We start from the raw sequence: 23,103 nt of genomic DNA, 5'->3' as shown, positions 1-23,103 counted from the left end.
CGTCAGGAGGCTGTTGAGTCGGCCGTGTAGGTCGGGGTTGTAGGGCGTGTGGTCGTGCCAGCAGCGCCACAGGATCCTGGTCCAGTTTTGGGCCAGGATTCTTGCTGCGTGGGGGTGTCGGCAGCCGCGGGCTCGGGCGCGGTCGTAGGTGTCGCGTGCCCAGGCGTTCGCGCGGGGCGTGTCTTGGGCCCAGTCGACCAGTGCTGCCCGGAGTTGTTTGTTGCAGCCGCGTCGGTAGGCGACGTTGAGGTGCTTGCCGGACTGCCTGGTCGATGGTGCGACGCCGGCGGCTGCGGCGAGTGCTGGGGGGTCGGGGAACCTGGCCCGGCAGTCGCCGATCTCGGCCAGCAGGGTGGCTGCGCGGACGGTCCCGGCGCGGGGCAGGGACTGGAAGATCGGGCCGTCGGGGTGAGCCAGGAGTGCTTCCTTGATCCGGGCCTCGAGCCGGGCTTGTTCATCACGCAGGGTGGCGAGCAGATCAACGAGGGTCAGCACGATGACCTCGCTGGCTTCGGCTGCCGCGCCGCTGACGCGGCCGGTCGCAGCTTCGTGCAGGTGGTCGACCAGCCGGGTCGGGGTGTGGCGGCCGCAGTATGCGTTGGCCTTGAGCCAGTGCGCCATCCGCAGCTCGCTGAGCCAGGCTGCTTTGGCTTCGCTGGGGAATCGGCGCAGGAACGCCAGGCTGATGGGGATGTCGAGCTGGCTGAACAGGCCGATCGCGCCGGGGAAGTTGTGCTGCAGCACTGCGAGCAGTTGGTTGTGCACGGCGATCCGGTGATCGATCAGATCGTGGCGGGCGCGCACCAGCATCCGCAGCGCGATCGTCTGTTCGCTGTCTGGTTGCACGATCGCCCAGCGACCGGCGTCGGTGCGCAACGCGTCGGCCAGCACGAACGCGTCGAACCGGTCGTCCTTGTTCCCCGCGGAGCCGTAGCGGGCACGCAGTGACTTCACCTGCCGTGCACTGATCACGACGACTTCGAACCCGTCGCGGATCAGGTGCTCGACCACCGGTCCGTCGCCGCGCTCGATCCCGATCCGTTCCACGCCATGGCGACGCAGCAGGGTGGTGATCTTGGTCAACCCGGGCCGTGTGTGCGGCACGGTTGCTTCCTCGATGCGCTGTCCGTCGTCGTCGACGATGCACAGCGCGTGGTGCTGCCAGGACCAGTCGATCCCGGCGTAGGTGGGCGTAGCCTCAATCATGAGAGTGCTCCTTCCGTCAGCCCACGGATTCAGCACTCCGGTCCGGGACGTGACGGTCGGTCGCTCACTGAGGCGCTCCGGGACCTTGCCGGGTCCTTGGCGCATAGCCCTATGGCCGATCTGCGCGTCCCGGGCCACCGAGCCCTGCAACTCTCAGCCAGGTCGTCCCCGAAGGGCGACTCGCTCAGCCTGGCAGTGGCCCGATGGACCCGGGGTGCAGACAAGACGATTCGCCTCGTCCACCCCAATGGTCAACCAGTGAGCGGGCTCAGCCCTGCATGTCGACGAACCGGGAGTAGTGCCCCTGGAAGGCGGTCGTGATCGTCCCCGTCGGGCCGTTGCGGTGCTTCGCGACGACCAGGTCGGCCTCGCCGGGGCGGTTCTCGGCGTCGTAGACGTCTTCGCGGTGCAGCAGGATGACCATGTCGGCGTCCTGTTCCAACGAACCTGACTCACGCAGGTCAGACAGCATCGGCTTCTTGTCGCCGCGCTGCTCGGGGCCACGGTTGAGCTGGCTCAGCGCGATCACCGGCACGTCCAGTTCCTTGGCCAGCAGCTTGATCTGGCGACTGAACTCCGAGACCTCCAGCTGGCGGCTCTCGACCTTCTTGCCCGAGCTCATCAGCTGCATGTAGTCGATGACAACCATCTTGAGGTCGTGGCGCTGCTTGAGGCGCCGGGCCTTCGCCCGGATCTCCATCATGGTCAGGTTCGGTGAGTCGTCGATGAACAGCGGCGCCTCCGAGATCAGCGGGGTCTTGGCGACCACGCGACGCCAGTCCTCGTCGTTCATCTTGCCGCCGCGGATCGAGCCGAGGAAGACCTGCGCCTCGGCGCTCAGCAGGCGCATCACGATCTCGGTGCGGCTCATCTCGAGGCTGAAGAAGACGGTGGTCAACTTGTGCTTGATCGCCGCCGCCCGGGCGAAGTCCAGCGCGAGGGTCGACTTCCCGACCGCGGGGCGGGCGGCGATGATGATCATCTGCCCGCCGTGCAGGCCGTTGGTGAGGTCGTCGAGGTCGGCGAAGCCGGTCGGCACGCCGGACATCACGCCCTTGCGGCCCTCGATCGCCTCGATCTCGTCAATGGTCGGCTCGATCAGGTCCTTGAGCGGCTGGTAGTCCTCGCTCGACTTGCCGTCGGCGACCTCGTAGACCGCCTGCTGGGCGGCGTCCACGATGTCGGCCACATCGCCCTGGGCCTGGTAACCGAGCTGGGCGACCTTGATCGAAGCCTCCACCAGACGGCGCAGCACGGCCTTGTCGCGCACGATCTCGGCGTAGTAGCCGGCGTTCGCGGCAATGCTGATGCTCGCGAGCAGGTCGGCCAGGTAGACGTGGCCGCCCACCCGCTGGATCTCGCCACGCTTGCCGAGTTCGTCGGCGACGGTGATCGGGTCGGCCGGCTCGCCGCGGCCGTAGAGGTCCAGGATGGCGTCGTAGATCAGTTCATGGGCCGGACGATAGAAGTCGCGCCCCTTGAGCACCTCGACGACGTTGGCGATGGCGTCCTTGCTCATCAGCATCGCGCCGAGCACGCTCTGTTCGGCAGCGAGGTCCTGCGGGGGAGTGCGGTCCACACCCTGGTCGAATCCGTCGCTCACGACGCCCCCCTTCCGCTGTGGACCTGTCCGGCGGCCACTTTACGCTCGGCAGCCATGGCTCAGTAGTCGGTCCGGGTGCCGTGGGCGGCCCATGCCCGGAACGGGGCCAGACGGTCCTCGGCATCGGGCAGCTCGACCCGGGTGACCGGGGTGGCCAGGGCCACCTCCCCGCGGATTCCCTGCGCGATGAGGCGGTCGTCGAAGCCGGCCTCGGCCGCATCCTCGGCAGTCGCGGCGTACTCGACCCGCTCGAGCCTGGCCCACTGGCAGGCGGCCAGGCACATCGGGCACGGTTCGCACGAGGCATACAGGACGCAGCCCGACAGTTCGAAGCGGCCCAGAACCCGGCAGGCCTCACGGATGGCGACGACCTCGGCATGGGCAGTGGGGTCGCAGTTCCGGGTCACCTGGTTGGTGCCGGTGAAGGTTTGCCCGTCGGGGGCCAGTACGACGGCGCCGAACGGCCCACCGCCCGAGGCGACGCTGCGCGTGGCGGCATTGATGGCTGCCTGCAGGTGCATCCTGACTCCTTCGTTGGACCGGCTGACGCTAGTTGTTGTTGCAGTGTCCCGCAAGCAGGTCGTCCCGGGTGGGTTTTCCACAGGTATTGGGAGGTGTTGTGGACGATGACGGTGCGCACCGGCCAAGAACTGTGGACAACGCTGTGATCTCTGGGGACAAAGAATTCATCTTGCCCGAGAATGTCCAGTTGACTAGGCATTGCACCCGCAGGCGGTCGTCCAGCGGGCGTCCCGGCTGTTGACAGTCCAAGGCTCAGGATTCCCACAGGGTCGCAGGACCATGGTCAACATCGTCCCTGGGGTCGTTGGTTGTCCACAAGTGGCCCGTCAGGTGGGCCCCGGGCGGCACTTGATCTAGGAACACCCGGGGGTGGGCTTGGGAACCCATACCGGGTGGGGGTAGATTTCCTGGAGTGACCGAGTCAACCAACACCCACGCACCCGATGAGCACGGCCACCACTACGGCTACATCAGCGCCAAGGATGACTACCTCAAGCGGCTGCGGCGTATCGAGGGGCAGGCCCGCGGCCTGCAGCGGATGGTCGAGGAGGAGAAGTACTGCATCGACATCCTGACCCAGGTCACTGCCATGACGAGTGCACTCGAAGCAGTGGCCCTGGGGTTGGTCGAGGACCACCTCGGCCACTGCGTCCTCGAAGCTGCTCGACAGGGCGGCCCGGAAGCCGATGCCAAGTTGTCCGAGGCCATGGCCGCCATCACCCGCCTGGTCAAGTCCTGACCGCCCAGCACCCACGAAACCCCAAGGAGCAATCATGATCAGCAACTACACCGTCACCGGCATGACCTGCGGCCACTGCGTCAACGCCGTCACCGAAGAGGTCTCGGCCCTCGAGGGGGTCGACCAGGTCGACGTCCAGCTGGAGGGCGGCAGCATGACCGTCACCTCGAATGCTGCCGTTGACTTCGAGGCCATCAAGGCCGCCGTCGCCGAGGCCGGCGACAACTACGTCGTGCAGCCTGCCTGAACCATCCCATCCCCCTGAAGGACTCCGATGAGCATCGCTCGCCCCGAACCAGCCACCGACACCCGGGAATCCATTGAGCTCGACATCTCGGGCATGACCTGCGCCTCGTGCGCGGCTCGTGTCGAGAAGAAGCTCAACAAGGTCGACGGTGTCCAGGCCAGCGTCAACTACGCCACCGAACGTGCCCATGTGCTGGCGCCCGGCACGATCTCGGTCGACGACCTGATCGCCGTGGTCGAGAAGACCGGGTACGGGGCGAGCGTGCCCGAGCCGGAGGCCGAGCCCATCGACCGGGCGGCCCAGTTGCGCACCCGGCTGATCGTGGCCGTCGTGCTCACTGTCCCGGTGATGCTGGTCTCGATGATCCCGGCGCTGCAGTTCACCGGCTGGCAGTACGTGATGCTGGTGCTCTCACTGCCGGTCTGGCTGTGGTGCGGCTGGGGGTTCCACAAGTCCACCCTGGTGAACCTGCGTCACGGCGCCACCACGATGGACACCCTGATCACCATGGGCACCACGGCCGCCATGGGCTGGTCGATCTATGCCCTCGCGTTCACCCACGCCGGCCACCTCGGCTTCACCCACGAGTTCAGCCTGCGGCTGGACCGCTCGATGTCGGGCGCCAATGTGTACTTCGAGGCCGCCACGGCGATCATCACCTTCATCCTGCTGGGCCGCTACATCGAGGCCCGCTCCCGCCGCGAGGCCGGGGCCGCGCTGCAGGCGCTGCTGAACATGGGCGCCAAGGAGGCGACGGTCGTCCGCGACACCCCGGACGGCCCGCGTGAGGAACGCATCCCGATCGCCGAGCTCGGCGTGGGCGACGTCTTCATCGTCAAGCCCGGCGAGAAGGTCGCCACCGACGGAGTGGTGGTCAGCGGCAACTCGGCCATCGACGCCGCGATGATCACCGGTGAGTCGGTGCCCGTCGAGGTCGGCCCCGAGGACAACGTCGTGGGTGCCACCATCAACACCTCCGGACGACTGGCCGTGCGTGCCACGGCCATCGGCAACGACACCCAGCTGAGCCACATCGCCCGACTGGTCGAGCAGGCGCAGACCGGCAAGGCCAACGTGCAGCGCTTGGCCGACAAGATCTCGGGCATCTTCGTCCCGATCGTGCTGGTCATCGCCCTGGTCACCCTGGTCGCGTGGCTGGTGGCCGGGTCGTCCGCCTCGTTCGCGGTGACCGCCGCGGTCGCCGTGCTGATCATCGCCTGCCCCTGTGCGCTGGGACTGGCCACCCCCACCGCGCTGCTGGCCGGTACCGGTCGTGGCGCCGAACTGGGCATCGTCATCCGTGGCCCCGAGGTGCTCGAGCAGGCCCACTCCATCGACACCGTGGTGCTCGACAAGACCGGCACCCTGACCACCGGCCAGATGGCCGTCGGTGAGATCAGCCACGCCCCCGGGGCCACCACTGCCCGGGTGCTGGGCATCGCGGCAGCCCTGGAGTCCAACTCCGAGCACCCGATCGCCCGAGCCATCGCCGAGGCGGGCACCCCGTCCGGCGAGGTCACCGACTTCGAGAACCTGCCCGGCTTCGGCATCCGCGGCGTCATCGAGCAGACCACCTACTTCGTCGGCAACCGGGCCCTGATGACCGAGCAGGGCCTGGACCTGCCCGCCGACCTGGCGGTCGCCTCGTCCCGGGCTGCCACCGCCGGCGCCACCCAAGTGCTGGTCGCCGACCAGCACCAGGTGCTCGGGCTGATCGCCGTCCAGGACACGATCAAGCCCACCAGCGCCAAGGCCGTGGCAGAACTGCGCGAGCTCGGGCTGGAACCGGTCATGCTGACCGGCGACAACGAACACGCGGCCCGCAGCATGGCCGCCGAGGTCGGCATCGACCGCGTCCATGCCGAAGTGCTGCCCAGCCACAAGCTCGACGTGGTGCGCGAACTGCAGGCGCAGGGACGACGCGTCGCCATGGTCGGGGATGGGGTCAACGACGCGGCCGCGCTCACCCAGGCCGACCTCGGCATGGCCATGGGCAGCGGCACCGACGCGGCCATCGCTGCCAGCGACATCACCCTGATGCAGCCCGACCTGCTGTTGGCCGCCGATGCGGTCCGCCTGTCCCGGGCCACCCTGCGCACCATCAAGACGAACCTGTTCTGGGCGTTCTTCTACAACGTGGTCGCGATCCCGGTGGCCGCCCTGGGCTTCCTGAACCCGATGCTGGCCGCCGCCGCGATGGCCTTCAGCTCAGTCTTCGTGGTGGGCAACAGCCTGCGCCTGCGGGGTTTCCGCCGGCGCCGCTGACCTCTACCGCAGGGGAGGTCACTGGTCTGCGCCGCCGCCCGCTTCCCTCGTCCCCTGCTCCTGCACCCCCGCGGATGCACAGGTTTCGCCTCGGATCCATCGCTGCCAGCGAGGTTTCTGGGCAGGAACCTGCGCGTCCGCTGTTTCTGAAGATTTCTCAGTTTAGATTTGGGGATCTCTCAACATGAGCGTAATCTCCTTACTGTCGATCCTCGGGTCGGCTGTATCCGGACCGCTGCCGTCACCCAGGCGGTGGTCATGTTGAGAGGTTTCCGCGAACGTGAAGAAGTTTTCCAAGGGCGCGATCATTGCGCTGTCGAGTGTGCTGGCCCTGGGGGTCGTCGGTGGTGGAGCCGCCGGTGCGATCGCCCTGGACAAGGACACGGTGACCATCACGACCGATGGGTCAACCCAGACCGTTGACACCCGCGCCAAGACAGTGGCCGAACTGCTCGACCAGCAGGGCATCACCCTGGCTGAGCACGACGTGATCCAGCCCGAGGTCGACACCCCGCTGTCCGACGGGTCGGCCGTCACCATCAAGGTCGCCAAGCCGCTGACCCTGAACGTCGACGGCAAGACCATCACCCAGTGGACGACCGCGCTCACCCTCGACGAGGCGCTGGCGCAGCTCGACCTGGATGACTCCAAGAACCTGGTCTCGACCAGCCGCTCGACCGCGCTGAAGCGCGAGGGCCTGCAGGTCGAGGTGATCACCCCCAAGACGGTGAGCATCACCACCAAGGACGGCGTGAAGACCGTCGAGGTGCCCGGCAATGCCACCGTCGGGGACGCCCTGAAGGCCGCTGGCATCACCCTCGACGACCTCGACAAGGTGAGCGCCGACCCGACCAGCGCCGTGGTCGCCGACCAGAAGATCACCTACCAGGACGTGCACTACCGTCCGATCATCGTGACCAGCGACATCGCCTTCGACACCAAAGAGGTGGAGGACGCCACCCTGCTGAAGGGTGAGAAGAAGGTCGTCACCAAGGGTGAGAAGGGCCAGAAGCAGACCTTCATCACGCAGGTCTACCTCGACGGCAAGCTCGTCTCGAACCACCACAAGACCGGTGAGAAGGTCGTCAAGCAGCCCGTGTCCCAGGTCGTCCACGTGGGCATCAAGGAAGCGCCGGCCACGACCACTGCGCCGAAGACGACCACCAACACCAACACCAGCACGAGCACCAGCACCTCCTCGTCCGAGAACACCAACGTGCCGGCCAAGACCGGCGGCTACTCGGGCAGCTGTGAGGCCTCGAACTACTGGGACCCCCAGCCGGTGGCCTCCGGTGGCATGTTCGACCCGTGGGCGATGACCGCTGCCCACAAGACGCTGCCCTTCGGCACCAAGCTCAAGGTCACCAACAAGGCCAACGGCAAGAGCGTCATCGTCACCATCAACGACCGTGGCCCCTACATCGCCGGTCGCTGCCTCGACCTGTCGAAGGGTGCCTTCCTCAAGATCGCCCCTGAGAACGCCGGCATCGCCCAGGTCACCTACGTGCAGGTCTGACCTGACCCGAATCCCCCAATCCCCCGAGCAACAGGCGCGGGCCCACTCCGGATTGGTGTGGGCCCGCGCCTGTTGTTCCAGCGGATGGCTCAGGCAGTGGCGATGTCCAGCCACTGCTGCAGCAGCGCGCTGGTGGCATTCAGGTCTTCTGCGGCGCTCATCTGCATGTAGCCGTCGGAGAAGTCGACGACGCACGAGCTGGACCCACCCGAGGAACTGGTGCCGCAGACGGCATTGCCGACCACCTGCGGGTTGACCAGGCGAGCACGCGACGAACTGCCGTCCACACCCAGCGGCAGCACGGTGGCGCTCACGAGCTTCCCGGGGTTGCTGTTGTGGGTGTAGAAGATCAGGATCGTCGACGTCGATTCCGGGTCGAGCAGTGAGTAGTCACCGAAGGCTCGCGGCAGGGTCAGCGAGCTGATGGCCACCGACTTGTACGCCCCCGGGTCGGCCGGGGCAGAGCCGGTGTTCTGCGTGGTCTGCTGTTCGGTGGTTTCCTGCTCGGTGGTCTCCTGCTCGGTGGTTTCCTGCTCGGTGGTTTCCTGCTCGGTGGTCTCCTGCTCGGTGGTCTCCTCTTCGGTGGTCTCCTGCTCCGTGGTCTCCTGCTCGGTCGTCCCCGGTTCGGTGGACGTCGCGGTGGTCGGGGTGGCCGACACCTCGTCGCCGCCGCGGGTGAAGGCCCAGATCAGGCCGATGACCAGGGCGAGGACGACGACGCCCACCCCGATCAGCAGCGGCAGGTTGTTCTTCTTGGGCTGCTCCGGCCCACCGGCCGGTGGCTGGCCACCGTAGGGCGGCTGCCCCCCGCCCTGACCGGGCTGGGTCGGCGGCTGGCCATAGGGCTGCTGCCCGTACTGTGGCGCACCGGGCTGCTGTCCGTACTGCTGCGCGCCTGGCGGCTGGCCGTAGGGCTGCTGGCCATACTGTTGCGCACCGGGCTGCTGGCCGTACTGTTGCGCACCGGGCTGCTGGCCGTACTGCTGTGCAGGGGCCCCATAGGGGTCCCCGCTCGGCTGGTGGTAGGGCTGACCGCTCGGCTGGCTGGACGGGTTGCCCCACGGGTTGGGCCCCTGGTTCGGTGGATTTGTCATGCCCCACTCCTGAATCCTCCCGCGACGCCGGATGGCGACGCTGTGAGGAAAATCTACTCCGCGCGGGGATCACCCGAACAGAGTCGGCGAGCACCGTGACAACGACGTTGCCCACGCCGTCGGCCGGGTCAGGCCGAGGCCGCGTCCAACCACTGCTGCGCCAGGGCGGCGAGGGCGTCCGGGTCCTCCGCAGCGGCATAGAACTCCACGTAGCCGTCGGACAGGTCGACGAAGCAGGCGCTCACCGAACCCAGTGGCGACTCCAGGGCCGTGCCACAGACCAGGTTGCCGATGACCCGGGGTTCGCTCAGCTCCGCCCGCAACACCGCGGCCGACCCGTCCAGGATGCTGACCAGGACCAGCCGTGTCGGGCTGCTGGGGTGGGTGTAGCTGATCGCGACCCTCGAGTCGCTGTCAGGGATCAGCATGGAGTACTCGCCCACGGTCTGCGGTGGCGTCAGCCGCGAGGCCGAACGCCATGGCGGCCGCGATCACGACAGCTCCCACCCTGCGGGCGGGCCGGTTCATGCGTCCAGGGGTCATGTCTTGCTCTCTCGTCCTTGCCATCACCTCGGATCCCAGGCGTGGGCGGGGTCACCGGAAACGACGATGCCCACCCCGCAGGGGGGTGGGCATCACCGATGCTCAGCGGACGAGCGTCAACTCTTCGCCGGCGCCGTGCAGTAGGTGCGGGTCGCCTCCGGGAAGACACGGACGCGGGTACCGGCGCCACACAGCGACTTGTCAGCCGCGGTGTCGGAACGCAGCACCAGCTTGATGTCATCGGCCAGGGTCGAGGCAGCGCAGTCGATCTTGGCGTACCCGAAGGTCGCGGTGGTCGACTTGGTGTAGCAGGCGTCCTGCTCCAGTTCCTCGATCAGGCAGTAGCGGACGGTGGTGCCGGTCCGGTTGGTGCGGAAGTTCGAGTAGGCCGGGTCGCAGGCCGCGCCGTCGGTGTTGATCTTGGCGACGTACAGCGAGGTGCCGCTGGTGTCGGAGCAGTCAGCCTTCTCCATGTCCCAGGCGCCGGCCGAGGTCTGGGTCAGGCTGAGGCACTCGCCGACCTGGAAGTTCAGCAGCGCCGAGGTGGTCGCGGCCGTGGTCGTCTCCGGCTCGGTGGTCGTCGGCTCGGTCGAGGTCTCAGTCTCAGTCTCGGTGTCGGTCGGTCCCGGCTCGGTCGAGGTGTCGGTCTCCGGCGTCGAGGTGGTGGTGATCGGGGTGCCCGAGGTGTCGTCGCCGTCGCGGGTCAGTGCCCAGATGCCGACGCCGGCCACCAGCACGGCCACCGCGACGATGGCCGCGATGATCGGGGTGTTGTTCTTCTTCTGCGGCGGCTGCTGGCCACCGTAGCCGCCACCTGCGGGCGGGTAACCGCCACCGGCGGGGGGCTGCTGGCCGTAACCGCCACCAGCGGGGGGCTGCTGGCCGTAGCCACCACCGGCGGGAGGCTGCTGGCCGTAGCCACCACCGGCGGGAGGCTGCTGATCGTAGCCACCGCCCTGGGGCTGCTGGCCGTAGCCACCGGGTGATGCCTGGCTGTACCCGCCGGCCTGCTGGCCATAGGCGCCGGACTGGTCATAGCCACCTTGCGGTTGCTGACCATAGCCTCCCGGCTGCTGGCCGTAACCACCGGGCTGATTGGGGTTCTGGGGCGGGTTAGACATGGGGTTACTCCTCGAAACGATCAAGCAGAGCTGTGAAGATCCTAGCCGTTGCCGGGTTCAGGCCGAACACATTCGTGTCACGGATTGATGTCGCTCGCCCGGTCAGCGGCATTGGCCAATGCCTCTTCCAGACGCTCCAGCTTGCCGTCCAGTTCCCCGGTGTGGCTGGGACGAATGTCGGCCTTCAAGACCAGTGACACCCGCGGGCCGAACTCGAGCATTGCCTCGCTGCAGCGGCGCACCACGTCCATGCACTGGTCCCAGTCACCCTCGATGGTGGTGAACATGGCGTCGGTGCGGTTCGGCAGGCCCGAGTCACGCACGATCTGGACGGCGCGTGCGACGGCGTCGTGCACAGAACCGTCGGGATTGTTGATGGCGGGGGCAACAGAAAAGGCGACAAGCATGGGCCCATGCTCTCACGCAGGACGACACGCGGGCGCCCATCACTTATTACTACCCAGTGTCGTATTGAATGGGGTGCGTCGCTAGACTGACGTCGTGGCAATGTTGGGGGAACTCGAGGCGGCGATCATGCAGGTGCTGTGGTCGTCCAACGAGCCCATGTCGGTGCGCGCGGTCTACGAACAACTCGCCGAGCAGCGCAAACTGGCCTACACCACCGTCATGACCGTGCTCGACCGGCTCGCCAAGAAGGGCCGGGTCACCCGCACCCAGGAGGGTCGGGCCTGGATCTACAGCCCGTCAGCCACCCACTCGACCATGGTCGTCGAGGCCATGAGCGAACTGCTCGACGAGGCCGGCGACGAGGCGAACCTGGTGCTGGCGCAGTTCGTCGAGGGGTTGCCGCACGCCCAGCACGAACACCTCGGACGAGTGCTCCGCTCGCTGCACCAGCCCACCTCCTGACCCGGTTCAGCCGGGGGGAGTGAGGCTGCGGTAACGACCCCGGGTGTGGTGCAACGGGGACTCGTCGGGACCGATGGAGAACTCGTCGGCCACGCAGGTCAGTTGCCGCGTCCAGCCCACATCGACGACCGACTCCACCGTGACACCAGCCCAGGTGGGGGCATCGACGAGCCGGGGCCCGTGGTCTGTCTGCTCGAACTCGGCATGGGTGAAGGCGCCACCCGGTGCCGGTGCGACGCCGCCGAACATGTCGGCCAGCCCACGGTGGTGCCATTCCAACAGGCTCACCACCGCGGTGCCGGTGGCGGCCACCGCATCGGCGAAACCGGAGTCGGGATCGATGAAACCGACCACCCGCCACGGCTCCCCGGGGATCACCAGCAGGGAGCTGACCGTCAGGCCCGCCGCCGAAGTTGCCCCACCGGACAGCTCACCGGTCGTCCACAGGCTCACCCGGTTGCCGAGCCGGCCCCGGAACTGGCGCCCCAGGACCCGTTCGGCATCGAGGAAGGGGTGGTCGGTGTGGATCGTCATGAGGCTGCCCCCACCGTCTGCTCGTCGAGGTCCACCGCAGCCTTGAACTGCGACTCGTACAGGTCGAAGTAGTGGCCCTGGGCGGTCAGCAGTTCGCTGTGGCTGCCCTGTTCGACGATGGCACCGTGCTCCATCACCAGGATCAGGTCGGCATCACGGATGGTCGACAGCCGGTGCGCGATCACGAAACTGGTGCGGCCCTGGCGCAGCCGGTTCATCGCATGCTGCACGAGCACCTCGGTGCGGGTGTCGACCGAGCTGGTCGCCTCGTCGAGGATCAGGATCGCCGGGTTCGACAGGAATGCCCGCGCGATCGTGATCAACTGGCGCTCACCGGCCGAGATGTTCGAGCCCTCGTCGGCGATCACCGTGTCGTACCCGTCGGGCAGCGAATGGACGAAGCGGTCGACGTAGGTGGCCCGGGCGGCCTCCAACATGTCTTCCTCACTCGCCTCGAGGTTGCCGTACATGATGTTGTCGCGGATCGACCCCTCGAACAGCCAGGCATCCTGCAGCACCATGCCCAGCTTGCGGCGCAGGTCGGCGCGGCCCACCTCGGCGATGTCGACCCCGTCGAGGGTGATCCGGCCGCCGTCCAGTTCGTAGAAGCGCATCAGCAGGTTGACCAGGGTCGTCTTGCCGGCGCCGGTGGGGCCGACGATGGCGACGGTCTGGCCGGGGTTCGCGACCAGGTTCAGGCCCTCGATCAGCGGCTTGTCGGGGGAGTAGCTGAACGAGACGTTCTCGAAACGCACCAGCCCCCGGGTGACCGGCAGCGGCTGGCCGTTGTCGGCCACCAGCTCCTCGGCGTCCAGCACCTCGAAGACCCGCTCGGCCGAGGCCACGCCCGACTGCAGCAGGTTCGCCATCGAGGCGACCTGGGTGATCGGCTGGGTGAACATCCGCGAGTACTGGATGAACGCCTGCACGTCACCCAGCGCCATCTGGCCCTGTGACATCCGCAGCGCACCGACCACGGCGACGATCACGTAGTTCAGGTTGCCGATGAAGAACATCACCGGCATCATCATCCCGCTCAGGAACTGGCCCAGGAATGACGACTGGCGCAGCCGTTCGTTGCGTTCGGCGAAGACCTGCTCGACCTCCCGCTGGCGACCGAAGACCTTGACCAGCGAGTGGCCGGTGAAGCTCTCTTCGATGGTCTGGTTCAACTCACCGGTCGAGGCCCACATGCCGACGAACTGCACCTGGGCCTTCTTACCGATGATGGCCGCGGCGATGCCCGAGATCGGCACGATCAGCAGGGTGACCACCGCCAGCAGCGGCGAGACCCAGAACATCATGACCAGCACCCCGACCAGGGTGAGCACCGCGTTCAGCATCTGTTGCATGGTCTGCTGCAAGGTCTGGGAGACGTTGTCGATGTCATTGGTCATCCGGCTGAGCAGTTCGCCGTGCGGCTGCTTGTCGTAGTAGCTCAGCGGCAACCGGTCGAGCTTCTTTGACAGGTCCTTGCGCAGGCCGTAGACGGTGCGCTGGACGATGCCGTTGAGCACCCAACCCTGCAGGAACATCAGCAGGGCCGACAGGACGTACAGCCCCAGTGCCAGCAGCAGCACCTGCCCCAGCGCGCTGGAGTCGATGCCCTGGCCGGGCACCACCGGCATTGTGCTGAGCAGGTCGGCGAAGTCGCCGCGGCCCTCGAGCCGCAGCTGTTCGATCAGCGCTTCCTTGGAGATGCCGCCGGGCAGTTGCTTGCCGACAATGCCGGCCACGATCAGGTCGGTCGCCCGGCCCAGGATCTTGGGGCCGATGACGTTGAACAGCACGCTCAGCACGGCGACGCCGACGACGATGCCCATCAGGGCCCGTTCACCGCGCAACCGGGCCAGCAGCCGCTTGAGGGAGGGGCCGAAGTTCACGGCCTTTTGCGCCGGGGCCATGCCGCCCATCGGGCCGCGCCCCGCGCCGGACTTGCGGGCGATTTCCTCGTGTTCGCTGCGGGCGTTGGCTTTGGCCGGGGCCGCGGTGGTGGGCTCGGTGCTGCTGCTCATGCCGCGGCCTCCTCGATGCTCAGCTGGGAATCGACGATCTCGACGTAGGTGGGGCAGGTGTCCAGCAACTCGGCGTGGGTGCCCTGCCCGACGATGCGTCCGTCGTCGAGGACGATGATCTGGTCGGCGTGGCGGATGGTCGCCACCCGTTGCGCCACGATCAACACCGCCGCCTGGCGGGTGACCGGGCGCAGTGCCTCCCGCAGTCGGGCGTCGGTCGCCACGTCGAGCGCCGAGAAGGAGTCGTCAAAGACGTACAGCACCGGCTTCTTGATCAGCGCCCGGGCAATGGAGAGCCGCTGGCGCTGGCCGCCGGAGACGTTGGTGCCGCCCTGGCTGATCGGGGCCTCCAACTGGTCGGGCATCGCCCGGACGAAGTCCTCGGCCTGGGCCACCTTCAGTGCCTCCCACATTTCGTCCTCGGTGGCCTCGGGGGCACCGTGGCGAAGGTTCGAGGCGATGGTGCCGCTGAACAGGTAGGCCCGCTGGGGGACCAGTCCGATCGAGGCCCACAGCGTGTCGGGATCCAGCTCGCGGACGTCGAGGCCGCCCACCTCGACTCGTCCGCCGGTCGCGTCGAACAGGCGTGGGATCAGGTTGACCAGGGTGCTCTTGCCCGAGCCGGTCGACCCGATGATCGCGGTCATCCGCCCCGGCGCCAGGCTGAAGTTGATGTCCTGCAGCACCGGTGTCTCGGCCCCGGGGTAGGTGAACTCGACATCCTCGAAGCGGACGTGACCCGGCGCCGTCACTTCGGTGCGGCCGTTGACCGGCGGCACCACGCTGGAATCGGTCTTCAGGACCTCCATGATGCGCTCGGCCGAAACCATGGCGCGGGGGGCCATGAAGACCATCATGGTGGCCATCATCACGCTCATCAGGATCTGCGCCAGGTAGACCAGGAAGGCGGTCAATTGGCCGACCTGCAGTTCGCCGCTGTCGATGCGGGTGCGGGCGAACCACATCACCGCGACCTGCGAGACGTTCATCACCAGCATCATTACCGGGAACAGCAGGGCCATCAGCCGGCCCACCCGGATGCCGACCCAGGTCAGTTCCTCATTGGCCTGGTTGAACCGCTTGCCCTCGTGGGGCTCCCGGGCGAAGGCTCGCACCACCCGGATGCCGGTGATCTGTTCGCGCACGACCCGGTTCAGGCTGTCGATCTTGACCTGCATCGAGGTGAACAGGGGGATGGCCCGGGTGATCAGCACCCCGAGGATGAGCCCCAGGACGATCACCGCGACCAGGATCACCGCGGACAACTCGACATCCTCGCGCAGGGCCATGATGACGCCGCCGACCATCATGATCGGCGCGCTGACCATCATGATCAGCGACATCAGCACCAGCATCTGCACCTGCTGGACGTCATTGGTGTTGCGGGTGATCAGCGAGGGGGCGCCGAACTTGTTCACCTCGCGGGTGCTGAACGACAGTACCCGGCTGAAGATGCTGGTACGGATCTCGGCGCCCAGGCCCATGGCGGTCCGGGCACCGAGCCAGGCCGCCCCGATCTGGGAGACGGCCTGCACGGCCGAGACCGCCAGCATGATGATGCCGTTGCGCCACACCAGTGCGGTGTCCTGTTCCAGCACGCCCTGGTCGATGATGCGGGCGTTCAGGGTGGGCAGGGCCAGTGAGGCGGCGGTGGCGATCACCTGCAGCACGATGACTGCGGCGATCAGGCCGGCGAAGGGTTTGATGTGGTGGTTGACCACACGGATGAGGTTCACAGTGACTCCCTGGGGGTGGCGGTCACACCGTAGAGGAAGACTCTGACAAGTTCTTCCGAATTGTTGACCCCGGCGGCGGGCGCCAGCATGGGGTGGGTGGCGCTGAAGGCCAGGCTGCGCAGGTGGAAGGCCACGGTCGGCAGCGGCAGGCGCAATTGCTCCTCGAACGGGGCCAGTGCCCGGGCGATGGCGGTGTCGATGTACTGCATGCGCTCGGCATGGCGACGCCGGTGCTCCTCGTGGTCCTGTTCGGTCGAGGCGGCGTACTGCTGCAGGTTCTTCACCGCGACCATCAGCCCCGAGACCTCCTCGACGCCACGGCGCAGTTCCTCGAACAGGGCAAGGGTGGTCGATTCCAGGTCGTCGGCGCCGAGTGTGGCCAGCACCTCACCGGCGGGCTCGGGGTCGAGCAGCCGGTCGAGGACCGCCGAGAGCAGGTCGGCCTTGGTCTCGAAGTAGCGGAACAGGGTGCCCTCGGCGACGCCGGCGGCCTCGGCCACCTGTCGGGTGGTGAACCCGGTCGGGTCGTCGAGCACCAGCGGGCAGGCGGCCCGGATGATCTCGGCGCGGCGTTGGGTGGGTGGCAGCGCCGGGGCGCGGGGTGGTGTCACGTCCGTCCACTGTAGTGAGTGAGTCCTCACTCATTCAAGTCGGTGGACCGGTCGAAATCGGCCCCGGGGTGAACGCCTAGGGTGGGGGCTGTGACAGCGACCGACACGGACCTCGGCCCCCTGGTGGGGCGCACCTTCGACGCGATCATCTTCGACATGGACGGCACCCTGGTCAACTCGCTGCCGGCCGTGACGCGCAGTTGGGTGACCTGGGCCATCCACTACGGCATCACCGAGGAGCAGTTCAACGAGTACCACGGGGTGCCGTCCGGGGCGATTATCGCCGAGCTGATCCCCGAGGCCCAGCGCGACGAGGCCAAGCGCTACATCGATGACCTCGAGCTGGCCGATGTCGCCGACGTCGAACCGCTGCCGGGGGCCGTCGCTGCCCTGGAATCACTGCAGGAGTCCCAGCGGGCGATCGCCACGTCCTGCCACCGTGACCTGATGGACGCCCGGATCGTGGCGAGCGGCATCCCTCGTCCGGACACCACGGTCACCATCGACGACGTCGAGCGCGGCAAGCCGCACCCCGACCCGTTCCTGCTGGCCGCCGACCGGCTGGGCCTCGACCCGAAGCGGTGCCTGGTCGTCGAGGACGCGACCGCCGGGCTCATCGGGGCCCGGCGTGCCGGCTGCGCCACCCTGGCCGTGGTCACCACGACACCCCGGGAGAAGGTTGCCGCCGAGGCTGATGCCGTGGTCGACAACCTGTCCGGGGTGCGCTTCGTCCAGGTCGAGGGCGGGGTCCAGGTCGAGCCGGCCTGAGCGTCCTCAGAAGTTGACGAACGGGTTGGGCTGCTGGTCGTCCGACTGCTCACCGGTGGGCTGCTCGCCCGACTCACCACTGGGCTGCTCGTCCGAGGTCTCGCCGGCCGGGGCGTCGTCCTCGCTGGGGGCAGCGGCGGACTCGTCCTCATCGGCGCTCGCGCGCTGCGGTGAACCACTCAGCTTGACGGCGGTGCCGTAGGCGGTCACCTCCGAGGCGCCGTCGCTGATCTTGCCACCGTCGAAACGCAGCCCGATGACCGCGTCAGCACCGGCCTTCGTGGCCATCTCGACCATCGCGGTCACCGCGGCCTGCCGGGTCTCGGTCAGGATCACGGCCAGGTCGGCGTGCGCGCGCATGTCGCGGGGACGAGTGACGACCCCGACCACCTCACCGAGGATGTCGGTCACCTCCCGCCCGGGCACCGTCTCGACGGTGGACACGACGATGTCCCGCTCGACCAGCGCGGTGGTGCGGGGTTCGGGTTCGGGCACCGGGGTGGGTGGCACCGGACGCTGCGGCTGGGCCGACGGCTGGCCCTGCGGCCCGCCCCACGGCTGGCCCTGCTGCGGCGGCAGCTGGCCACCGCCCCAGCCCTGCTGCGGGGGAGGGCCGGGCTGCTGGGGGCCGGGCTGGTGCTGACCCGGCTGCTGCGGGCCGGGCTGTCCCCAGGGAGCGGGCTGGCCCCAGGGCGCCTGCTGCTGCGGCTGGTTGCCGGGACCGCCGGGCTGCTGGCCCCACCCTGCCGAGGGCTGGGACGAGGGCTGGCCGTAGGGGTTCTGGCCGTACGGGTTCTGGCCGTAGGGAGGGTTGCTCATGTCGACAACGATAGTCGGTAGGCTTGCCGGGTGAGTGATAACCAGGTCGCGTCGAATGCCCAGCCCAGCCCTGTTGACGACGTCTCCCAGGCGGAGGTTTCCGAGCAGATGCAGGTGCGGCGCGAGAAGCGCCAGCGCCTGCTGGACCACGGCACCGAGGCCTACGCCTTCGACCTGGAACGCAGCCACGCCCTCGCCGAGGTCCGCGCCGGCTGGGGCCACCTGCAGGCAGGTGAGGAGACCCAGGACGAGGTCAGCATCGGTGGCCGCGTGGTCTTCATCCGCAACACCGGCAAGCTCGCCTTCGCCACCCTGCAGGACGGTTTCACCCCCGACGACAACGGTGAGCGCCTGCAGGTGATGCTCTCGCTGGCCGAGGTCGGCGAGGACCGGTTGGCCGAATGGAAGACCGATGTCGACCTGGGTGACTTCGTCTGGGTGCGTGGCCGGGTGATCAGCTCGCGCCGCGGCGAACTGTCGGTGATGGCCGCCGAGTGGCGGATGGCCTCAAAGGCGCTGCGTCCGATGCCGGTCATGCACAAGGACCTGTCCGAAGAGGCGCGGGTGCGGCAGCGCTATGCCGACCTGGTCGTGCGCCCGGAGGCCCGCGAGATGGTGCGCACCCGCGCCCGGATCACCCGCAGCATCCGGGACACCCTGGAGGGCCAGGGCTTCATGGAGGTCGAGACCCCCACGCTGCAGCTGGTGCACGGTGGGGCCGCGGCCCGCCCGTTCAACACCCACCTGAATGCCTTCGACCTTGACATGACCCTGCGGATCGCGCTCGAGCTCTACCTCAAGCGGGCCATGGTCGGCGGCGCCGACCGGGTCTACGAGCTGGGCCGGATCTTCCGCAACGAGGGCATCGACTCCACCCACTCGGCGGAGTTCACCATGCTCGAGGCCTACCAGAGCTGGGGCAACCAGACCACCATCGCCAAGGTGGCCCAGGACATCATCCAGGGCGTGGCCCGCGACCTCGACTGCTTCCAGGTCGAGAACCAGCACGGGACGATCGACCTGGGCGGTGAGTGGGAGTGGCTGGGCGTCTACCCCGGGCTGTCGGCCGCGGTGGGCGAGGAGATCACCCTGGACACCGACCGGGCCACCCTCGAGGCGTTGGCCGAGAAGCACGAGATCGACATCAACCCCGCCTGGAACGACGGCAAGCTGGTGATGGAACTGTTCGGCGAGATCGTCGAGCCGACCCTGCAGCAGCCGACCTTCGTGTGCGACTACCCGGCCGTGGCCCAGCCGCTGGCCCGCCAGCACCGCGACGACCCGCGGATGGTGGAGGCCTGGGACCTGATCATCGGCGGTGTCGAACGGGGCACCGGGTTCACCGAACTGATCGACCCCATCGTCCAGCGGGAGGTGCTCACCGCCCAGTCGCTGCAGGCGGCCGCCGGTGACCCCGAGGCCATGCAGCTGGACGAGGACTTCCTGGCAGCACTCGAGTTCGGCGCCCCGCCGATGGGTGGCCTGGGGCTGGGCATCGACCGGCTGATCATGCTGTTCACCGGTGTCGGCATCCGCGAGACGATCCTGTTCCCGCTGCTGCGCCCCTCAGCCCACTGAGGCCGGGGTACTTGCCGGGGGCTACTTCCAGAGGGTCGATATCGCGAAGGCGGCGGCCATCAGACCCATGCCGATGAGCACATTCCAGTCACCCAGGTCACTCATGAACGGGATCTGGTTGCCGGCGATGTAGTAGGTCACCAGCCACAGGCCACCGATCAGGCCGACGGCGATGAAGACCGGCGGCACCCAACGACGCGAGGTCGGGGCAAGGCGCTTGCGTTCGCGGCGCTTCTCAGCCTCTGCGACGACCTTCTTGGTCTTCTTCTTGGTTGCTGCGCTCTTCGACACCTTGGACTCGGCCATGCCGTGTGCTCCCCTTTTCCCGCGGAATACTGCAGGTAGCCTAGTCGACACCGCACCACCCCACCGAACCCCGTAGCCCCGGACCAGTCTGGAGACCCATGCCCAGCCCAGCGCCAGAGCCCACCCGAGGGCTGCGTGCCCGCTGGGCCAGGCTGCGGCGCCGTGGCGACGAGGGCATCGGGGTCCGCACCGGGCTGGGTCGGCTGGCGAGCCTGGTGGTGTTCACCCTGGCCGCGCTGATGGCCACCATCGGTGCCCTGTCGGTGCAGGGCAACAACCCCCGCAGCGGGCGCAACAGTGACCTGACCGAACTGGTCAAGGCCCGCGCGTTGGAGAACAAGGAACTCACCGACCGGATGGCTGCCCAGCGGGCGGAACTGGACGAGTTGTCCAAGATCTCGTCCAACGACCCGGAGCTGACCGCCGAGCTTGAGAAGGTCGCCGCCCAGGCCGGGGCCACCCCGGTGAAGGGGCCCGCGGTGCGGGTCGTCCTGGATGACGCCCCGTTGTCGGTCAAGCCGCCCGATGTGGCCGATGACCTGCTCATCGTCCACCAGCAGGACATCCAGATGGTGGTGAACCTGTTCTGGGCCGCCGGCGCCGAAGCCATGACCGTGCAGGGCCAGCGGGTCATCTCGACCACCGGCATCAAGTGCGTGGGCAACTCGGTGGTGCTGCACGGGGTGCCCTACGCCCCGCCCTACGAGATCACCGCCATCGGTGACCCGGACCGGTTGCTGGCCGCGCTGGCCGCCAGCGAGGACGTGCGGATCTACCAGCAGTACGCCGAGGTCTACCGGTTGGGTTGGCACCAGGAACGGGTGGCCGAGGTGAGCATGCCGGGCTTCACCGGCCAGGCGGGGCTGAAGTACGCGAAGCCACCTTCCTGAGGAGTGCAAGAATGACGGGGTGAAGATCCTCGTCATCGACAACTACGACTCCTTCGTCTACAACCTGGTGCACTACCTGGCCCAGTTGGGGGCCGAGGTCGAGGTCTGGCGCAACGACGACGAACGCTTCGCCGACCCCCATTTCCACCAGGGCTTCGACGGCCTGCTGGTCTCGCCCGGCCCCGGCACCCCCGAGGACGCCGGCGTCTGCGTCGACGTGATCCGCTCCCACACCGGCACGCTGCCCATCCTGGGGGTGTGCCTGGGCCTGCAGGCGATGGCGGTCGCCCACGGCGCGGTGGTCGACCGCGCCCCCGAACTGTTGCACGGCAAGACCTCGGCCATCGTCCACGGCGGACGAGGGGTCTTCGCGGGGCTCGCCTCGCCGCTGACGGCCACCCGTTACCACTCCCTGGCGATCGCCCCGGAGACGCTGCCGGACAGCCTCGAGGTCACCGCCCGCACCGAGTCGGGCGTGATCATGGGCATTCGCCACCGTGAGCACGCGCTCGAATCGGTGCAGTTCCACCCCGAGTCGGTGCTCACCGAGGGCGGCTACCAGATGCTGGCGAACTGGCTCGCCGAATGCGGTGACCCCGGGGCGCCGGAGCGGGCCCGGGGCATGTCACCGCTGGTCAACCTGGCCTGAGGCTCACTGGTTGACCATTGGGGTGGACGAGGCGAATCGTCTTGTCTGCACCCCGGGTCCATCGGGCCACTGCCAGGCTGAGCGAGTCGCCCTTCGGGGACGACCTGGCTGAGAGTTGCAGGGCTCGGTGGCCCGGGACGCGCAGATCGGCCATAGGGCTATGCGCCAAGGACCCGGCAAGGTCCCGGAGCGCCTCAGTGAGCGACCGACCGTCACGTCCCGGACCGGAGTGCTGAATCCGTGGGCTGACGGAAGGAGCACTCTCATGATTGAGGCTACGCCCACCTACGCCGGGATCGACTGGTCCTGGCAGCACCACGCGCTGTGCATCGTCGACGACGACGGACAGCGCATCGAGGAAGCAACCGTGCCGCACACACGGCCCGGGTTGACCAAGATCACCACCCTGCTGCGTCGCCATGGCGTGGAACGGATCGGGATCGAGCGCGGCGACGGACCGGTGGTCGAGCACCTGATCCGCGACGGGTTCGAAGTCGTCGTGATCAGTGCACGGCAGGTGAAGTCACTGCGTGCCCGCTACGGCTCCGCGGGGAACAAGGACGACCGGTTCGACGCGTTCGTGCTGGCCGACGCGTTGCGCACCGACGCCGGTCGCTGGGCGATCGTGCAACCAGACAGCGAACAGACGATCGCGCTGCGGATGCTGGTGCGCGCCCGCCACGATCTGATCGATCACCGGATCGCCGTGCACAACCAACTGCTCGCAGTGCTGCAGCACAACTTCCCCGGCGCGATCGGCCTGTTCAGCCAGCTCGACATCCCCATCAGCCTGGCGTTCCTGCGCCGATTCCCCAGCGAAGCCAAAGCAGCCTGGCTCAGCGAGCTGCGGATGGCGCACTGGCTCAAGGCCAACGCATACTGCGGCCGCCACACCCCGACCCGGCTGGTCGACCACCTGCACGAAGCTGCGACCGGCCGCGTCAGCGGCGCGGCAGCCGAAGCCAGCGAGGTCATCGTGCTGACCCTCGTTGATCTGCTCGCCACCCTGCGTGATGAACAAGCCCGGCTCGAGGCCCGGATCAAGGAAGCACTCCTGGCTCACCCCGACGGCCCGATCTTCCAGTCCCTGCCCCGCGCCGGGACCGTCCGCGCAGCCACCCTGCTGGCCGAGATCGGCGACTGCCGGGCCAGGTTCCCCGACCCCCCAGCACTCGCCGCAGCCGCCGGCGTCGCACCATCGACCAGGCAGTCCGGCAAGCACCTCAACGTCGCCTACCGACGCGGCTGCAACAAACAACTCCGGGCAGCACTGGTCGACTGGGCCCAAGACACGCCCCGCGCGAACGCCTGGGCACGCGACACCTACGACCGCGCCCGAGCCCGCGGCTGCCGACACCCCCACGCAGCAAGAATCCTGGCCCAAAACTGGACCAGGATCCTGTGGCGCTGCTGGCACGACCACACGCCCTACAACCCCGACCTACACGGCCGACTCAACAGCCTCCTGACG

At 68.0% G+C, this 23,103-nt stretch carries 23 protein-coding genes; 10 read left to right on the top strand and 13 right to left on the bottom strand.

Annotated features, from left to right (window positions below):
* The 3 genes from ACQE3C_RS14885 to ACQE3C_RS14875 form a co-directional block, all read right to left on the bottom strand.
* On the bottom strand, positions 1-1,206 hold a 1,206-nt coding region (locus ACQE3C_RS14885; RefSeq protein WP_434538698.1), incomplete at its 3' end, for an IS110 family transposase.
* A 268-nt stretch (positions 1,207-1,474) separates the two neighbouring features.
* Positions 1,475-2,809, bottom strand: a complete 1,335-nt coding sequence (gene dnaB / locus ACQE3C_RS14880; protein ID WP_434539915.1) for a replicative DNA helicase — start codon at positions 2,807-2,809, stop codon at positions 1,475-1,477.
* 59 nt (positions 2,810-2,868) lie between these two features.
* On the bottom strand, positions 2,869-3,330 hold the full coding sequence (locus tag ACQE3C_RS14875; RefSeq protein WP_434539914.1) for a nucleoside deaminase: 462 nt from the start codon (positions 3,328-3,330) through the stop codon (positions 2,869-2,871).
* 413 nt (positions 3,331-3,743) lie between these two features.
* On the opposite strand from ACQE3C_RS14875, the gene ACQE3C_RS14870 reads away from it, so the two are divergent.
* The 4 genes from ACQE3C_RS14870 (at position 3,744) to ACQE3C_RS14855 (ending at position 8,098) form a co-directional block, all read left to right on the top strand.
* A complete protein-coding gene (locus ACQE3C_RS14870) occupies positions 3,744-4,070 on the top strand; it encodes a metal-sensitive transcriptional regulator (protein WP_434539913.1) in 327 nt (108 codons plus the stop codon).
* 34 nt (positions 4,071-4,104) lie between these two features.
* Positions 4,105-4,317, top strand: a complete 213-nt coding sequence (locus tag ACQE3C_RS14865; protein WP_434539912.1) for a heavy-metal-associated domain-containing protein — start codon at positions 4,105-4,107, stop codon at positions 4,315-4,317.
* Between the two features lie 27 nt (positions 4,318-4,344).
* Positions 4,345-6,582 (top strand): heavy metal translocating P-type ATPase, encoded by a 2,238-nt coding sequence (locus tag ACQE3C_RS14860; RefSeq protein WP_434539911.1) that lies wholly within the window; start codon positions 4,345-4,347, stop codon positions 6,580-6,582.
* 280 nt (positions 6,583-6,862) lie between these two features.
* Positions 6,863-8,098, top strand: coding sequence for a septal ring lytic transglycosylase RlpA family protein (locus ACQE3C_RS14855; protein ID WP_434539910.1), 1,236 nt, complete (start codon positions 6,863-6,865; stop codon positions 8,096-8,098).
* Between the two features lie 89 nt (positions 8,099-8,187).
* On the opposite strand, the gene ACQE3C_RS14850 is transcribed toward ACQE3C_RS14855, so the two are convergent.
* The 4 genes from ACQE3C_RS14850 to ACQE3C_RS14835 all read right to left on the bottom strand — a co-directional run bounded on the left by ACQE3C_RS14850 (position 8,188) and on the right by ACQE3C_RS14835 (position 11,263).
* Entirely contained in the window at positions 8,188-9,192 is a 1,005-nt protein-coding gene (locus ACQE3C_RS14850; protein WP_434539909.1) for a hypothetical protein, read from the bottom strand.
* 128 nt (positions 9,193-9,320) lie between these two features.
* Positions 9,321-9,620 carry a hypothetical protein gene (locus tag ACQE3C_RS14845; protein WP_434539908.1) on the bottom strand — a complete coding sequence of 100 codons (300 nt, stop codon included), beginning with the start codon at positions 9,618-9,620 and terminating at the stop codon, positions 9,321-9,323.
* A 231-nt stretch (positions 9,621-9,851) separates the two neighbouring features.
* Positions 9,852-10,856 carry a hypothetical protein gene (locus ACQE3C_RS14840; RefSeq protein ID WP_434539907.1) on the bottom strand — a complete coding sequence of 335 codons (1,005 nt, stop codon included), beginning with the start codon at positions 10,854-10,856 and terminating at the stop codon, positions 9,852-9,854.
* 77 nt (positions 10,857-10,933) lie between these two features.
* Positions 10,934-11,263: a thiamine-binding protein gene (locus ACQE3C_RS14835; RefSeq protein ID WP_434539906.1), complete on the bottom strand. Its 330-nt coding sequence runs from the start codon at positions 11,261-11,263 to the stop codon at positions 10,934-10,936.
* 100 nt (positions 11,264-11,363) lie between these two features.
* Here ACQE3C_RS14835 and ACQE3C_RS14830 point away from each other — a divergent pair, with 100 nt between their 5' ends.
* Entirely contained in the window at positions 11,364-11,726 is a 363-nt protein-coding gene (locus ACQE3C_RS14830) for a BlaI/MecI/CopY family transcriptional regulator (protein WP_434539917.1), read from the top strand.
* Positions 11,727-11,732: 6 nt separating this feature from the next.
* Here ACQE3C_RS14830 and ACQE3C_RS14825 read toward each other — a convergent pair whose 3' ends face one another.
* From ACQE3C_RS14825 to ACQE3C_RS14810, 4 genes are read right to left on the bottom strand one after another with little or no spacing between them, the layout of a single operon-like run.
* Positions 11,733-12,260, bottom strand: a complete 528-nt coding sequence (locus ACQE3C_RS14825; protein ID WP_434539905.1) for a flavin reductase family protein — start codon at positions 12,258-12,260, stop codon at positions 11,733-11,735.
* Positions 12,257-14,275 carry an ABC transporter ATP-binding protein gene (locus ACQE3C_RS14820; RefSeq protein ID WP_434539904.1) on the bottom strand — a complete coding sequence of 673 codons (2,019 nt, stop codon included), beginning with the start codon at positions 14,273-14,275 and terminating at the stop codon, positions 12,257-12,259. Before ACQE3C_RS14820 ends, ACQE3C_RS14825 begins: the two co-directional genes overlap by 4 nt.
* On the bottom strand, positions 14,272-16,011 hold the full coding sequence (locus ACQE3C_RS14815) for an ABC transporter ATP-binding protein (protein WP_434539903.1): 1,740 nt from the start codon (positions 16,009-16,011) through the stop codon (positions 14,272-14,274). Before ACQE3C_RS14815 ends, ACQE3C_RS14820 begins: the two co-directional genes overlap by 4 nt.
* Complete coding sequence (locus tag ACQE3C_RS14810) at positions 16,008-16,622, bottom strand: TetR/AcrR family transcriptional regulator (protein ID WP_434539902.1); 615 nt, start codon at positions 16,620-16,622, stop codon at positions 16,008-16,010. Before ACQE3C_RS14810 ends, ACQE3C_RS14815 begins: the two co-directional genes overlap by 4 nt.
* A gap of 90 nt (positions 16,623-16,712) precedes the next feature.
* Here ACQE3C_RS14810 and ACQE3C_RS14805 point away from each other — a divergent pair, with 90 nt between their 5' ends.
* Positions 16,713-17,390: an HAD family hydrolase gene (locus tag ACQE3C_RS14805; protein WP_434539901.1), complete on the top strand. Its 678-nt coding sequence runs from the start codon at positions 16,713-16,715 to the stop codon at positions 17,388-17,390.
* 6 nt (positions 17,391-17,396) lie between these two features.
* Here the strand turns inward: ACQE3C_RS14805 and ACQE3C_RS14800 are convergent, their stop codons facing one another.
* On the bottom strand, positions 17,397-18,209 hold the full coding sequence (locus ACQE3C_RS14800) for a heavy metal-binding domain-containing protein (protein WP_434539900.1): 813 nt from the start codon (positions 18,207-18,209) through the stop codon (positions 17,397-17,399).
* 108 nt (positions 18,210-18,317) lie between these two features.
* On the opposite strand from ACQE3C_RS14800, the gene lysS reads away from it, so the two are divergent.
* Positions 18,318-19,787, top strand: a complete 1,470-nt coding sequence (lysS, locus tag ACQE3C_RS14795) for a lysine--tRNA ligase (protein ID WP_434539916.1) — start codon at positions 18,318-18,320, stop codon at positions 19,785-19,787.
* A 21-nt stretch (positions 19,788-19,808) separates the two neighbouring features.
* On the opposite strand, the gene ACQE3C_RS14790 is transcribed toward lysS, so the two are convergent.
* Positions 19,809-20,093: a cell division protein CrgA gene (locus tag ACQE3C_RS14790; RefSeq protein ID WP_434539899.1), complete on the bottom strand. Its 285-nt coding sequence runs from the start codon at positions 20,091-20,093 to the stop codon at positions 19,809-19,811.
* A gap of 98 nt (positions 20,094-20,191) precedes the next feature.
* Here ACQE3C_RS14790 and ACQE3C_RS14785 point away from each other — a divergent pair, with 98 nt between their 5' ends.
* From ACQE3C_RS14785 to ACQE3C_RS14775, 3 genes are all read left to right on the top strand, one after another.
* A complete protein-coding gene (locus ACQE3C_RS14785) occupies positions 20,192-20,983 on the top strand; it encodes a DUF881 domain-containing protein (protein WP_434539898.1) in 792 nt (263 codons plus the stop codon).
* Between the two features lie 19 nt (positions 20,984-21,002).
* A complete protein-coding gene (locus tag ACQE3C_RS14780; protein WP_434539897.1) occupies positions 21,003-21,632 on the top strand; it encodes an aminodeoxychorismate/anthranilate synthase component II in 630 nt (209 codons plus the stop codon).
* 265 nt (positions 21,633-21,897) lie between these two features.
* A partial coding sequence (locus tag ACQE3C_RS14775; RefSeq protein ID WP_434538698.1) for an IS110 family transposase occupies positions 21,898-23,103 on the top strand: 1,206 nt, incomplete at its 3' end.

It is taken from the genome of Aestuariimicrobium sp. Y1814 (assembly GCF_050113895.1).
GTDB lineage: Bacteria > Actinomycetota > Actinomycetes > Propionibacteriales > Propionibacteriaceae > Aestuariimicrobium.
Note: the sequence above shows the minus strand (reverse complement) of the source record. Positions and strands in the feature narration are given on the sequence as shown.